General features: G+C 71.0%; 10 protein-coding genes and 2 CRISPR repeat arrays (1 of these 12 only partly in view). Of the genes, 4 read left to right on the forward strand and 6 right to left on the reverse strand.

The features are described 5' to 3' along the window. A CRISPR array of direct repeats spans positions 1–972; the repeat unit is 30 nt; unit sequence GTCCTCATCACCCCTGTGAGGGGTACCAAC; it begins 54 nt to the left of the window's first position. A gap of 44 nt (positions 973–1,016) precedes the next feature. The 6 genes from LZF96_RS06390 to LZF96_RS06415 all read right to left on the reverse strand — a co-directional run bounded on the left by LZF96_RS06390 (position 1,017) and on the right by LZF96_RS06415 (position 6,165). After that, positions 1,017–1,253, reverse strand: coding sequence for a hypothetical protein (locus tag LZF96_RS06390; RefSeq protein ID WP_233866816.1), 237 nt, complete (start codon positions 1,251–1,253; stop codon positions 1,017–1,019). Continuing rightward, positions 1,250–1,501 carry a hypothetical protein gene (locus LZF96_RS06395; protein ID WP_233866819.1) on the reverse strand — a complete coding sequence of 84 codons (252 nt, stop codon included), beginning with the start codon at positions 1,499–1,501 and terminating at the stop codon, positions 1,250–1,252. The genes LZF96_RS06390 and LZF96_RS06395 overlap by 4 nt, the downstream gene beginning before the upstream one ends. Then, positions 1,498–1,776 (reverse strand): hypothetical protein, encoded by a 279-nt coding sequence (locus tag LZF96_RS06400; protein WP_233866822.1) that lies wholly within the window; start codon positions 1,774–1,776, stop codon positions 1,498–1,500. Before LZF96_RS06400 ends, LZF96_RS06395 begins: the two co-directional genes overlap by 4 nt. Then, positions 1,773–2,021, reverse strand: coding sequence for a hypothetical protein (locus LZF96_RS06405; RefSeq protein WP_233866825.1), 249 nt, complete (start codon positions 2,019–2,021; stop codon positions 1,773–1,775). The genes LZF96_RS06400 and LZF96_RS06405 overlap by 4 nt, the downstream gene beginning before the upstream one ends. Before the next feature lie 120 nt (positions 2,022–2,141). Continuing rightward, positions 2,142–3,311, reverse strand: coding sequence for a helix-turn-helix transcriptional regulator (locus LZF96_RS06410; RefSeq protein WP_233866828.1), 1,170 nt, complete (start codon positions 3,309–3,311; stop codon positions 2,142–2,144). Between the two features lie 356 nt (positions 3,312–3,667). Next, positions 3,668–3,899: a CRISPR direct-repeat array (repeat unit 22 nt; unit sequence CACCCCTATGAGGGGTACCAAC). 37 nt (positions 3,900–3,936) lie between these two features. Beyond that, complete coding sequence (locus tag LZF96_RS06415) at positions 3,937–6,165, reverse strand: SpoIIE family protein phosphatase (RefSeq protein ID WP_233866832.1); 2,229 nt, start codon at positions 6,163–6,165, stop codon at positions 3,937–3,939. A 517-nt stretch (positions 6,166–6,682) separates the two neighbouring features. On the opposite strand from LZF96_RS06415, the gene aspS reads away from it, so the two are divergent. The 4 genes from aspS to LZF96_RS06435 all read left to right on the forward strand — a co-directional run bounded on the left by aspS (position 6,683) and on the right by LZF96_RS06435 (position 14,220). Next, positions 6,683–8,476 carry an aspartate--tRNA ligase gene (gene aspS, locus LZF96_RS06420; RefSeq protein WP_233866835.1) on the forward strand — a complete coding sequence of 598 codons (1,794 nt, stop codon included), beginning with the start codon at positions 6,683–6,685 and terminating at the stop codon, positions 8,474–8,476. Positions 8,477–8,974: 498 nt separating this feature from the next. Next, positions 8,975–10,051 (forward strand): hypothetical protein, encoded by a 1,077-nt coding sequence (locus LZF96_RS06425; RefSeq protein ID WP_233866839.1) that lies wholly within the window; start codon positions 8,975–8,977, stop codon positions 10,049–10,051. After that, positions 10,048–12,342, forward strand: coding sequence for a hypothetical protein (locus tag LZF96_RS06430; protein ID WP_233866842.1), 2,295 nt, complete (start codon positions 10,048–10,050; stop codon positions 12,340–12,342). Before LZF96_RS06425 ends, LZF96_RS06430 begins: the two co-directional genes overlap by 4 nt. 219 nt (positions 12,343–12,561) lie before the next feature. After that, positions 12,562–14,220: a catalase gene (locus LZF96_RS06435; protein WP_233866845.1), complete on the forward strand. Its 1,659-nt coding sequence runs from the start codon at positions 12,562–12,564 to the stop codon at positions 14,218–14,220. The last annotated feature ends 44 nt before the right edge of the window (positions 14,221–14,264 follow it).

Consider the following 14,264-nt stretch of genomic DNA (forward strand, 5'->3'; position numbering starts at 1 on the left):
GCGGCCCACCGCGTCCTCATCACCCCTGTGAGGGGTACCAACTTCCGGCCGCCGGCCTTCATCGCCGCCACCTCGTCACGTCCTCATCACCCCTGTGAGGGGTACCAACGGCGCCTCCCGGGCGTAGTCAGTGAGCAGGTATCGCGTCCTCATCACCCCTGTGAGGGGTACCAACGGCCTGTGGCGGGTGGACCTGGGGGCCGTCTCCGAGGTCCTCATCACCCCTGTGAGGGGTACCAACCCCCAGCGGGACCCGGCGAGGGTCACTCCGTAGTGCGTCCTCATCACCCCTGTGAGGGGTACCAACGCCGCCGGGCCGATCTTGCCCTCAATCGACGTGAGGTCCTCATCACCCCTGTGAGGGGTACCAACTCCCCGCCGGTGGTGCGGACCGCGCGGACCGGCCGGAGTCCTCATCACCCCTGTGAGGGGTACCAACAAGTTGGCGCGGGCCACGGAGGACGCACTGACGACGGGTCCTCATCACCCCTGTGAGGGGTACCAACAGCGGGAGGCGATCCGGGCAGCCGAGGCGACCGAGGCGTCCTCATCACCCCTGTGAGGGGTACCAACCCCGGCCGCGCGTACGTCAGCAGCTCGCGGAACCTCGTCCTCATCACCCCTGTGAGGGGTACCAACGCGAGGTACGCCTCGATCTCCGACGCACGGGCGGTCGTCCTCATCACCCCTGTGAGGGGTACCAACGCGCTGGTGCTGCTGCAGTACAGCCGGTCCGCACGGGTCCTCATCACCCCTGTGAGGGGTACCAACCACGTACCCCTCGGGGCGTCCCACCGGATGAGCAGGGGTCCTCATCACCCCTGTGAGGGGTACCAACGGATCAATCCAGTCCGACCGCAACATCCGAATCTCGGGTCCTCATCACCCCTGTGAGGGGTACCAACACCAAGGCCCGGTTCAGCAGCCCTTCCGCGGCAAGAGGTCCTCATCGCCCCTGTGAGGGGCAGGGGCGTTCCAAGAGGGGAGTTCTTCCCCGGGTGTCGCCGAGGTGGGATTCAAGCGTTCTCCGTCGGTGAGGTCGAGGCGCGGGCGGTGGCGTGGACGCGTTCGGTCAGACGGTCGGTGCATTCCCGGCAGGCGGTCAGGGGCACCCGCAGGGGGCCGTGCTCCACCGTGCCGAGCCATTGCACGGGGAGTTCGTCCCGGTCGCACCACAGCCAACAGGTCCCCGAGTGCCACCGGTCGGGGAAATGGTCGCGCACCATCGCCGGCGGGTGTATTCGGCTGCTCACCGTTCTCGGTTTCCGGAGGGGTCGATGTCGGGGTCGCGGAAGGCGGTGAGTCGGCTGCGGGTGGTCAGCCAGAGGCGTTCGCCCTCTTCGAGGTCGAGGCGGACACCGGTGTGGGTGCGAACCACGTCCACGATCCGCATGGGGACCCCGCCGATGATGACGCGGTCCTCGACACGGACGGTGGTGCGGGTCAGGGCCACCGTTTCCATGTACTCGCCGAATCCGAGCGCGGGCTCGTGGGCGGTCATCGCCACCGGCCGGGGACGGCGCGGTACGGGCGGGTGATGATCTCCCGGTAGGACAGGTGCTCGGGATGGGCGCGCAGGTGGGCGAGCATCCAGCCGGTGAGGTGTCCGCCACCCTCACCGGTGGGCCCGAGGCGTCCGCACACCGCGCACTGCCCGGTGAAGGCGATGGGTTCGGCGTCCGGTTCGAGGTCGGGCTCGATGGAGTACTCACGGAAGCGGAACACCCCGGTAGGGGTGTCGGTGTCGGCGCCGGACCGCCCGGGCGGGGCGGTCACCGTGCCTCGTCCGCGCACATCGGGCAGTGCCACACCGGCGTGCCCTCGTCGTTCTCCCCGACCGGCCGACCCTCCTGGGTGAGGGTGGAGCAGGCGGCGCAGCGCACCAGCGCCCGCACCGGTCGAGTGCCCGGCACCGGGAGCGGTGGCGGGGTGTCGGCCAGACCGGCGGCGGCGTCGGCCAGGTCCTCCCGACGTTTGCGTTGCTGCGGGGTGAGGCGGTGGGTGGGCGCGTCGTTGCGCATGGGAACTCCCGTGATGTGACGTGTACTTTCCGTCACTCACCACGCTAGGGCGGGGATGGGGTGGGCCTCAACGTCGGAGCGGTGTCACTTAAGCCGAGAGTGACGACTTGTGCCACACCGTCACGTGGGTAGATGGACTCTCTGTGTCAACTGACGCATTTCGGGGGTCAGTTTGCGGCGACGCTCGGTCATCGCCTGCACGATATCCCTGGCATACCGCTGGTGCCCGAGCCACTGGGGTGCGTCCCGCTCGACCCGCAGCAGGGTCTCCGTCGCCTCCCCGTACCGTCGGGTGCGGATCTGGGCGTGTGCCACGTCCAGGAGATGACGGTTCCGACTGTTCACCGTGGGGGCCAGTCGTAGAGCGCCGATGCGGTCGGCCAGGCGCAGCACCTCGTCCGGGCGGTCCTCCACCATGGCCCGTTCCGCCCGCTGCATGGCCACCGTCACCGAGGAGAATCCCCGGTAGAACCCGGCCGTTCGCGCTTCCTCGGCTCCGCCCGGCCGCATCATCGCTCCCGCTGCGGTGGCCAGACGGAGGGCGTGTTGCGCGTCGTCGGAACGACTGTCCCGGGCGGCTGTCGCGGCCACCCGGAGCAACATCGCTCCCCACGCGGAGAGTTCTCCGTTGGTGGCGGTGGACAGGCGCGGTTCCAACTCCACGGCCCACCGGGCGGCCAGATCGGAGGCTTCCTCCAATCGCCCGCTGCGCAACAGAAGCCAGCAGCGGTTGTTCGCGAGTGAGGCGCCGTGGAGGGTGTCGGGCACCAGGCGGTCGGCGCGGTCGAAGGCCGTGGACGCGGTTTCGTACAGGCGGATTTGCGTCATCAGCCGCCCGGTGAGTTGCAGGACGCGCATCTGCAAGGAGGTGTCGGCGAGGGCTGTGGAGTCGCGTACCAGGGCGGGGAGGAGAGTCGCCAGGTCCGTGAACCGGCCGCGCACGTAGAGATCCACGGCGGAGTTCAGGCCCGTGCTCACCCCGGCGGGTGTGGGTTCTTCCTCGATGTCTCCAGGGCTCGGTGCGGTCACGGTGGCCACCAACTCCGCCCACAGGTCGTGATCAACCGGCGGTGCGCTCTCCCGGGGTTCCGTGGCGAGGAGTCGAGTGGTGGGGATATCGAGCGCGGAGGCCAGCCGGCGTGCGGTTTCCAACCTGCTTTCCCGACTGCCCTGCTCGATCTTCCGGATCATGGAGAGGGACACGCCGGACCGGGCGGCGAGGTCGTGTTGGGTGATGCCGGCCAGTTTGCGAGCTTTCCGCAGGCGGTCCCCGAAGGTGTGTCCTGGCATGGGCGTATGTCTCCGTTTTCCCCGTTTCGGCCGTCTCGTGCAGGACGGTACTGCCTTTCGGGTGGGAAGGGGAGAGCGCCTGGGCATCGCTGCCCAGGCGATGGGCCAAGATGCTTGGGGTCGAGTGAAGCCCGTTGAAATGAAAGTGCGTTGGCTAGGTGGCTCATCCAGCTCTGCTTGGGAGCAGTGGCTTCCTCGGACAGAACGCCGTGCGAGCCGCCGGCTATCGACGTACGCTGGCGGCCCGGATTTCAGCGACTCTCCGGGGTTTCGTGCGCTACCGGAGGTCTGCTGAAAAATCGGCTGTCGAGACGGGGGGCTCGACTGTGCCTGACCTGGACCTTCACAATGGGGACGGTCCTCACCACCCCTATGAGGGGTACCAACGTCGATCTCCACTCTGTGATCAGCGCGTCCCGTGATCGGTCCTCACCACCCCTATGAGGGGTACCAACGACAGCGCCCGGGTGAGTACGGCGTCCGCCTCGGTGGTCCTCATCACCCCTATGAGGGGTACCAACATCAGGTCCGCGACCACGTGCATGGTCGCACCGACCGGCCCTCCTCACCCCTGTGAGGGGTGCCGACCACCCGGCCAGGAGGCCGGCGACCAGTCGGTGGGGCGTCAGTCGGCGGGGCTGGGGGGCGGGGTGCCGTTGAGGCGGGCCGGAGCGGAGCCGTTGCCGCTCGGTGGAGGGAGGTCGGCGGACCGCACGGGTTCCCCGGGAAGGTCGCCCGGCCGCGCCGCCGACGAGGTCCCGGCCGCCCCGGCCGCCACGGCGGCCCCCGCCGCCGGGCGGGCGGGTTCGCCGAGTTCGAACCAGGTGGTCTTGCCGTCGCCGCGCGGGTCCACGCCCCAGGCGTCGGAGAGGCACTCCATCAGCACCAGCCCCCGCCCCGAGGAGGCCAGTTCGCCGGGTTCGCGCCGGTGCGGCAGTTCGTCGCTGGTGTCGGTGACCTCCACCCGCAGCAGCCGTTCGCCCATCGGCCCGCTCAGTTCGGCGACCACTATGGCGTCGCTGTCGGTGTGCACGAGGACGTTGGCCAGCATCTCCGAGAGCATGAGCACCGCGCCGTCCACCTGTTCGGGGTCGGACCAGTCGCGCAGCAGGCCGGCGAGTTGCCGGCGGGCCTCGGCGATGCGGGCCGGTTCGGCCTGGTCGACGCAGAGCACGGTGCGGCGCAGCGAGGCCGAACCCACCGGGGCGGGGCGGCGCAGCAGGACCAGGGCGATGTCGTCCTCGCGGCGGTCGGTGAGCGGCCCGGTCAGCCGGTGGGAGGGCGGGCCGTGGACGGCGGCGACGATGGAGTCGGCGAATTTCTCGAGGTCGTCGGCGGGTTGGTTCTCCAGCACCGCCCGCAGGCGTATCCATCCGGTGTGCAGGTCGTGGCCGCCGGTCTCCAGCAGGCCGTCGGTGCACATCAGGAGCACTTCCTCCGGTTGGAGGGAGATGCGGGTGGTGGGGTAGGCCCACTCGTCGAGGACGCCCAGCGGCGGCCCACCGGCGGTGGGCCGCAGGGTGGTGGTGCCGTCGGGTAGTCGGACGGCGAGGTCGGGGTGTCCGGCGCGGACGACGTCGAGGGTGCCGGTGCGCGGGTCGGCCTCCAGGTAGAGGCAGGTGGCGAAGCGGGGGTCGGTTCCGTTGACGAGCCCGGCGAGGAAGCGGGAGGCGCGGGAGAGGACGGCGTCGGGGCGGTGGCCCTCGGAGGCGTAGGCGCGCAGCGCGATGCGCAGTTGCGCCATGATCGCCGCCGCTCGTACGTCGTGGCCCTGGACATCGCCGATGACCAGGGCGATCCGGCCCGATGGCAGGGGGATGACGTCGTACCAGTCGCCCCCGATCCGGAGGCCGCCGCCGGTGGGGACGTAGCGGGTGGTGATCTGCACACCGGGGACCTCGGGATTGCCGAGGGGGGCCATGGTGTGTTGGAGGTCGGCGGACAGTTCCCGCTCGGACTCCAGGGTGTGGGTCCGGGCGAGAGCCTGCGCGAGCATGCGTGCCACGGTGGTCAGTACCGATCGTTCGTCGGGGGTGAAGGCGACCCGCTGGGGGAAGCCCGCGAGCCAGGCGCCCATGGTTCGGCCGCCGTCGATGAGCGGGAGGTAGGCCCAGGATTTGCGGCCGAAGCCGCGCACGACCTGCCAGGCCTCGGGGAACCTTCGTTCGTATTCGGCGGGGGAGTGGATGTAGAGGGCGCGGCCGGTGCGGATGGCCTCGGCGGCGGGGTAGTTCGAGCCGACGGTGAGTCGGAAGAGGCGTTTGACGCGGGCCTCGTCCTCGGGGGTGTTCACGGGGTAGCCGTGGTACTTGAGGACGCGCAGGCGTTCGCCGTCCGTGCCGAAGACGACCAGGCCGTTGGGGGTGAAGCCGGGCAGGGAGAGGCGGCCGGCGACGCGCAGCACCTCGCCGGTGGTGCGGGCCTCGGCCAGGGCGCGGCCGGCGTCGAGGAGGAACGCCTCGCGGGAGAGCCGCCAGTCGCCGGAGCAGCGGCTCTGTTCCGGGATGTCGTCGTCGATCTCCTCGAACAGGCCGTGCAGGGCGAAGTCGGTGCCGTCGCCGAACGAGTGCAGTCGGGTGCGCACGGTGCGGCGGACGCGGCCGCTGCGGTCGAGCACCCGCAGGCGGGTCACGGTGGGACGGTTCTCGGTGGCGGCCATGCCGGCGACCCGGTGCAGGTCGATCCAGTCCTCCACGTGCACGCGGGCGCGCATGGCGGATTCGCTGAGGGTGGTGGGACGGGCGGGGAGCCCCATCAACCGGGCCGCGATGGTGTCCAGGACGACCACGCCCGTGGCGTGATCCCATTGCCACAGGCCGGTTTCCACGTGGGCCAGCACGTCGTCGGAACGCATTTGTCTCACCATATGCACACATTCGGGCGATCGGCGAGTAGCGGGAGGCGGAAAACGGGGTAAGAATTTCGGCCGGCCCGGCGCCGGGCCGGCCGTCCGATGGGGGCGGCGGGGCCGGTGGGATGCCCCGGCGGGCCGTGGACGCGTCGCGTCGGGAGACCCGTTCCCCGCGGTGCCCGTGGCCCGCCGTCGCGGTGCCCCACGATCCCGTTCCGCGCCGTCGTGGGGCTTTCCCCGCGCCGTCGCGGTGCCCGTGGCTCGCCGTCGCGCTGCTCTCACGCCTCCCGCCTCCCGCCCCGGTGCCGTGCCCGGGCGGTCCCCGGGCGGTCCCGCGCCCCGCCCGGCAACACTCCCGGGCCGCGCCCCCGCCGCCCGGTCGGCCACCCACCCACCCGCCCATACGGGCGGTAGTCTGAGGTGTCCACCATCCGGCCGGACCGCGACAGCGCGGCCGTGCCCCGCGGACCGGCCCGCCCGGTCGGTCCCGACGCCCCCGACGACTTGGATTGAGCGAGCGATGCATCGGTACCGGTCCCACACCTGCGGCGAGCTGCGACCCGCGGACATCGGCACGGATGTCCGGCTGTCCGGCTGGCTGCACAATCGCCGGAACCTGGGCGGCATCCTCTTCATCGACCTGCGCGACCACCACGGCGTCACCCAGCTCGTGGTCCGCCCCGGCACCGAGGCGGGCGAACTGCTCGGCTCGCTCTCCAAGGAGACCGTCGTGCGGGTGGACGGCCGGGTCGTGGCCCGCGGCGAGGAGAACGTCAACCCCGAGCTGCCCACCGGCGAGATCGAGGTGGAGATCGGCGGTGAGTCGGCCGGCGGGGTCGAGGTGCTGGGCGGTTCCGACCAGATCCCGTTCACCATCAACGCCGAGGACGGCGTGAACGAGGAGCTGCGGCTGGAGTACCGCTTCCTGGACCTGCGCCGGGAGCGGATGCACCGCAACATCATGCTGCGCTCGGCCGTGATCTCCGCGATCCGGCAGAAGATGACCGCGCAGGGCTTCAACGAGATGGCCACCCCGATCCTGTCCGCGACCTCCCCCGAGGGCGCGCGCGACTTCCTGGTGCCCTCCCGCCTGCACGCCGGCCGCTTCTACGCGCTGCCGCAGGCTCCGCAGCAGTTCAAACAGCTGCTGATGATCGCCGGCTTCGACCGGTACTTCCAGATCGCGCCCTGCTTCCGCGACGAGGACGCCCGCGCCGACCGCTCGCCGGGCGAGTTCTACCAGCTCGACGTGGAGATGAGCTTCGTCGAGCAGGAGGACGTCTTCCGGGTCATCGAGAAGGTGATGACCGAGCTGTTCGAGGAGTTCGGTGGCGGGCGCCACGTCACCTCGCCGTTCCCCCGCATCCCGTTCCGCGAGGCGATGCTGAAGTACGGCTCGGACAAGCCGGACCTGCGGGCGAAGCTGGAGCTGACCGACGTCACCGAGGTCTTCGCGCACTCGGACTTCAAGGCGTTCGCGGGCAAGCACGTGCGCGCCCTGGCCGTCCCGGACACCGAGGCGCTGCCGCGGAAGTTCTTCGACCAGCTGGGCGACTTCGCCGTCGAGCAGGGCGCCAAGGGCCTGGCCTGGGTGCGGGTGGCGGAGAAGGACGGCGCGATCTCGCTGACCGGCCCGATCGCCAAGTTCCTCACCGAGGAGAACACCAAGGCGCTGCTGGAGGCGCTGGGCGCGGGCCCGGGTCACGCGATCTTCTTCGGCGCCGGTGATTTCGACGAGGTCTCCCGGATCATGGGCGCCGTCCGGGTGGAGGCCGCCAAGCGGGCCGGCCACTTCGAGGAGAACGTCTTCCGGTTCTGCTGGATCGTGGACTTCCCGATGTTCGAGAAGAACGAGGACACCGGGGCGATCGAGTTCTCGCACAACCCGTTCTCCATGCCGCAGGGCGGCCTGGAGGCCCTGGACACCAAGGACCCGCTGGACGTCCTGGCCTGGCAGTACGACATCGTCTGCAACGGCGTGGAGCTGTCCTCGGGCGCCATCCGGAACCACGAGCCGGAGATCATGTACCGGGCGTTCGAGATCGCCGGGTACTCCAAGGAGGACGTGGAGCGTGAGTTCGGCGGCATGCTGCGGGCCTTCCGCTTCGGCGCCCCGCCGCACGGCGGGATCGCGCCGGGCGTGGACCGGATCGTCATGCTGCTGGCGGACGAGCCGAACATCCGCGAGACCATCGCCTTCCCGCTCAACGGCAACGCGCAGGACCTGCTGATGGGCGCGCCGAGCGAGGTGGACGACAAGCGGCTGCGCGAGCTGCACCTGGCGCTGCGCAAGCAGCCGAAGGCGCAGGACTGACGGCCGGACCGGTTTTCCGTCGCCCCTCGGCGCCCGTGGACGGGCGCCGAGGGGCGATGTCGTTCCGGGGGCCTTCCCGGGGTCTTCCGGTCTGCCTTCCGGCCTGCGTTCCGGAACCGGTCCCCGAGGCGTGACGAAGGCAGGTGCCCGCCGGCCGGTTCCTCCGGGCGGGTGGGTGATGTTTCCGGCCGGTTGGTTTGCCTGCCATTCCGGCGGGGAAGTCCGTTCACTGTCACGGCATGGCGCGCAAGCGGAGCGTGACGGGAGGGTCGGGATGCGGGCATTCCCGGTGGTCGCCCGCGAGCAGGGGGTGGACCGGGGGCGCATGGGAAGCGCGAGTGCGCCCCGACAGGTGTCCACGCGTTCCCGGTGATCGTGCGTGATTCCCTCGGATGAGGCGGTCCTCGTCGGCCGTTTCTCCCATAGTTCGGTGCACTCCCGGCGGAAACGGTGAGCGCGAGGTTGCGCTCCGCGTCGGGGGATGAGGGGGAATCCCGCGTGGACCTCACACCACAGCACCATCTGATCGTCATCATCGACATCGTCGGTTCCGGCCGGCGCACGGACCCCGACCAGTCCTGGCTGCGCGACCGGCTCTACGCCATGACCGACCGCGCGCTGCGGACGGCCGGCATCGAGGGGGAGGAGAGCGAGGACCGGGGGGACGGCATCCTGGTCCTGTTGCCGGGCGGCGTGCCCAAGACCGCACTGCTCGGCCCGTTCGTCGACGCCCTCGACGCCGAACTGCGCGCCCATGCCCGGCTGTACCGTACGGGCCCCCGCGCCCTGCGACTGCGGGCCTCCCTCCACGCCGGGGAGGTCGCCCGGGACGAGCGGGGCTGGGTGGGAGCCGACCTGAACGCGGCCTTCCGCATGGTGGACCTGCCCGCCCTGCGCGACACCCTGGAGACCGCCGAGCGCGCCGTGCTGGCGCTGGCCGTCTCCGACCTGCTGTACCGGGCGATCGTCCGGCACGACCACCCGGGCATCGAGCCCACCGAGTACCGGGACGTCCCGTTCTCCGCGAAGGAGATCAGTGGGGAGCGGCTGTGGATCCGGGTCCCCGGCTACTACGAGCCGCCTGGCCTGCCGACCCCGGAGGCGTCGGATTCGGATCCGGCCGGGGCCGCCCGGGAGGCACGGAGGACCGCCCCCGCCGAGGGTCCCCCCTTCGACCCGGCTCCCGGCAACAGCGGTATCGGCACGGTGCACGGGGGCATCAGCGGGGGCGCCGTCGGCGTCAACAACGGTGAGGTGCGTCAGCAGTGGATCGGCGCCATGGGCGCCGACACCGGGGAGGAGGCCGCGAACCTGCGGCGTGAGCTGGAACGGCTCCGCGTCGAGCTGAAGGAGGCGCTGGAGCGCCGCGAGATCGACGAGGAGACCCACCGGGAGGCGGGTGCCGAACTCGACGAGGCCGAGCGGCACGCGGAGGGTGCCGAGGCCCGACAGGAGCCGGCCCGGGGCCGGGTGCTGCGCGCGTTGCGCAAGCTCAAGGGACTGGTCGAGGACGTCGGCGGGCTCGCCGGCGCCGTCACCGCCCTGATCAACACCGTGCGGGGAGGTGCGGCGTGAACACCACGAGGACCTTCGTTCCCCCGCCCGCCTCTCCTCCACCCGGCGGCAACAGCGGGATCGCCACCCTGTACGGCGGGATCAGCGACGGCGGCATCGGCGTCAACCACGGCAACGTGTACCAGTACCACGTGGGTCCGGACGCCTCTCCGGAGGAGCGGGCCCGGATGGCCGTGCGCTGTCTGGGCGCCGGACTGCGCGAGCGTGCCGAGCGGTTGTTCGAGGAGGCGATCGCCGGTGGGCGGGAGACCGCCGACGTGCGGTACGGGCGCCTGCTGGCGGTGGTCAGCCGGCGGGCACCGGAGGAGTTGAGCGACGCCGACTGGCGACGGCTGCACACGCTCTTCCCCGGCCCCGGCGTCGACTCCTCACCGGACCCCGAGGGGTACCGGGCGGCGACCCGCGCCGCCGCCCGGCTCCTGACGGCGGTGCTCGACCCCGACCTCCCGGACCCCGACCTCCCGGACCCCGGGGCCGATCCCTCGCCGGGTGGTTCGCCGTCGCCGGAGCCCGGCGACGTCACCGCGCTCCTCGCGGGCCTGCCGCTCGGACGCCGTGAGGAGATCGAGGACCACCTGCGGCACGTGATCGAGGCCCTCCGGCGACGGCTGAGCGACGCCGAGGAGGTGAGGGCCCTGGAGAACGCGCGCCTCGCCGACCGGCGGGCCGAGCGGGTGCCCTACTTCTTCACCGCCGACCCCCTCCCCCCGAGGAGGCCGGACCCGCCCGCCGTGTCGCGGACGCTGCCGAACGTGAGGGTGGGGCTCGTGGTCACCGGCACGGCCCTGGTGGTGGGGCTGTTGGTCGGGTTGATCGCGCTCGCCTCCTCCGACTCCGGCGGTGGCTCGGGCCCGGGGTTCGACTCGGGCTCGGGGTTCGACTCCGGATTCGGTTCGTCCCCCTCGACCTCGTCCTCCTCGGAGGAGGAGGCCACCGTCGGTCTCGTGGTGATGGCCCTGATGGGAGTGGGCATCGCCGGAGGACTGTTCGCCCTGACCCTGAACCGGACCGCCCCGCGGCGGCTGCACGAGCGACGCCTGCGCCTGTGGGCACCGCCCGTCCCGCGGCCCGACGAGCCCGCCGGAGTCGCCGGCCGGCTGTTGCGCCGCCGAGCCGGTACCCGGGCCGAGGCGCAGGCCGATGCCTCCGCCCGTCGCCTGGACGCGTTCCGCTCCACGATCACCGACCTCGTGGAGGCCCGGTACTCGGCCCTGGCCCCACCGGACCCGGTGGGGGCGGCGCACTGGATGACGGCCACCGCCCGGCGTCGTACCGAGCTGGCGGCCGAACTGACCTACTACCACTGGCGCACCGGCGACGCGGCCGGTCTCGACTGGCAGATCCAGCGCCGTGCGGCCGAGGACGCCCGTCGTCCGCCCACCGTTCCGCGCCCCGTCGACGCGGGCGGGACCTCCGACGGTTTCCGCTGGGCGCGGGTGATCGGTGGGGTCGTCGGGGGGTTCTGTCTGCTGATGATCCTGGTGGCGGCCGTGGCGGTGGGCGCCCTGTGGGTCACCCTCATCGCCTGGGGCATCGCACTGTACGCCGGACCGGAGACCGCCCGGGTCGCCGCCCTGGTCCGCATCCACGAGGAGGAGCGGAAGCGGTGGGAGGAGGACCGTCGGTGGCAGCGCTCGTGGGCGGACACCCTGCTGCGCAACCGGCCGGACGACGTGCGGATGGCCCGCTGGCTGGAGGTGGACAAGCAACGTCTGCGCCGCGACATGCTGGCCGAGCACCGGATGGAGAACCGGGACATCATCTTCGACTTCTTCGTGCTGGAGGCGGCTTCGGACTGCGTGCGCGCCCGGGTGCCCGGCGGGCCGGTGCGCTATTCCGAGTCGGTGCTCAAGCTGTTCGTGCTCACGGGCAAGGGGGTGTGGGTCAGTTCCTGGCGGGTGGACTCCGCCACCGGCGGGCACACCGGCCGCAACGACGTGGTCTTCCGCTACGACGCCATCAGCTCCGCCATGCTCGACACCGACTCCGGCCGGCCGGGGGACGGGGGGGAGGTGGGACGGGTCCCGCGCGAGGCGCTGCGCCTGGTCCTGCACAACCGGCAGGACATCGAGGTCACCATGGAGGACTACGCGCTGCTGGGGGAGACCGGGGAGGAGGCGGGGAACCTGCGTGAGCTGGCCCGGGAGTTCTCGGGAGCGGCGGACGGTTTCCGGATGCTCGCGGCGCTGACCACCGAGGGCAGGGAGTGGTTCGACCACCGTCGCCGGCAGGCCCACCGGGCCTTCCACGGGCGGCGGAGCGGGAGGGAGGACCGGCCGGTCGGGGTGTGACCCCCACGGCATCGCGACGGGGGCGGGACGCGCGCGGCGCGCGTCCCGCCCCCGTCGGCGTTCTCCCGGGCGCTCCCCGTGGTGCGCGTGTTGGGCGAAACGGGCGAAATGGATGCGCCGAAAAGGTGAGCTTCCGCATCACCGGAGTACAAATGGGTACACGCGCCCCGGGCCCACGGCGTGGAACGAACGCCTTCGAGCACGAAGGAAGCGAGAACAGTGACAGACGTAGCAGGTCAGGGATCCGCGTCCGACGACGACCGTCCGATCCTCACCAACCGGCAGGGTCATCGCGTCTACGACAACCAGAACCAGCGGACGGTCGGCGCGCGCGGCCCGGCCACGCTGGAGAACTACCAGTTCCTCGAGAAGATCAGCCACTTCGACCGCGAGCGCATCCCCGAGCGGGTGGTGCACGCCCGGGGGGTGACCTCCTACGGTTACTTCGAGAGCTACGGCAAGTGGGGCGACGAGCCAATCGGTCGGTACACCCGTGCCAGGCTGTTCCAGGAGGAGGGCAAGCGGACCGACGTGGCCGTGCGGTTCTCCACGGTGATCGGTGGCCGGGACTCCTCCGAGGCCGCCCGTGACCCGCGTGGCTTCGCGGTGAAGTTCTACACCGAGGACGGCAACTGGGACCTGGTCGGCAACAACCTGGGGGTGTTCTTCATCCGGGACGCCATCAAGTTCCCGGACGTGATCCACTCCCTCAAGCCCGACCCGGTCTCGCACGAGCAGAAGCCCGGCCGGATCTTCGACTTCATGTCGCAGACGCCGGAGTCGATGCACATGCTGATGAACCTCTTCAGCCCGCGCGGTATCCCGGCCGATTACCGGCACATGCAGGGATTCGGCGTGAACACCTACAAGTGGGTGAACCAGGAGGGCGGCACCGTCCTGGTCAAGTACCACTGGATGCCCAAGCAGGGCGTGAGGAGCATGACCGAGGAGGACGCGGCGGCCGTCCAGGCGGGGGAGCTGGGCCACGCCACCAAGGACCTGTACGAGGCGATCCGGCGCGGGGATTACCCCGAGTGGGAGCTGCTGGTCCAGGTGATGGAGGACCACGAGCACCCGGAGTTGGACTTCGACCCGCTGGACGACACCAAGACCTGGCCGGAGCAGGAGTTCCCGCCCAAGCCGGTGGGTCGGATGGTGCTGGACCGCACCGTGGACAACTATTTCGCGGAGAACGAGCAGATCTCCTTCGGCACCGGCGTGCTGGTCGACGGCCTGGACTTCTCCGACGACAAGATGCTGGTCGGGCGGACCTTCTCCTACAGCGACACCCAGCGCTACCGGGTGGGGCCGAACTACCTCCAGCTCCCGGTCAACCAGCCGAAGAACGCCACCGTGCACACCAACCAGCGCGACGGTCAGATGGCGTACGACCAGGACCAGCACGCGGGCAACCCGGAGGTCAACTACGAGCCGTCGATCACCGGTGGCCTGCGCGAGGGGACGTACCCGACCGTCGATGAGCAGGGGCCGGAGATCCGGGGCCGGCTCACCCGCAAGCGCATCCCGCGTACCAACGACTACCTCCAGGCCGGGCAGCGGTTCCGGCTGATGGAGGACTGGGAGCGGGACGACCTGGTGAAGAACTTCATCGACCTGATCTCGCAGGCGGAGCGGGCCGTGCAGGAGCGCATGGTGTGGCACTTCCTGCTGGTCGAGAACGAGCTGGGCCTGCGGGTCGGCGAGGGTCTGGGGATCTCGCCGAAGGACGTCGCCCACCTGGAGCCGCTGGCCTCCCAGGACCTCACGGACGAGGACCGCAAGCGGCTGGAGAACCTCGGCGAGAACCCGCCGCGCGACGTCTCCGGCCTGACCATGACGCACTGCGTCCCCAACGAGCGGCACGTCGTCACCCGCTGACGGCCCCGCGCCACCCCACGGGCGGCGTCTTCCGGCCGTAACGC

Origin of the sequence: Streptomyces sp. ST2-7A, assembly GCF_021390475.1 — a bacterium.
Classification (GTDB): Bacteria; Actinomycetota; Actinomycetes; order Streptomycetales; family Streptomycetaceae; genus Streptomyces.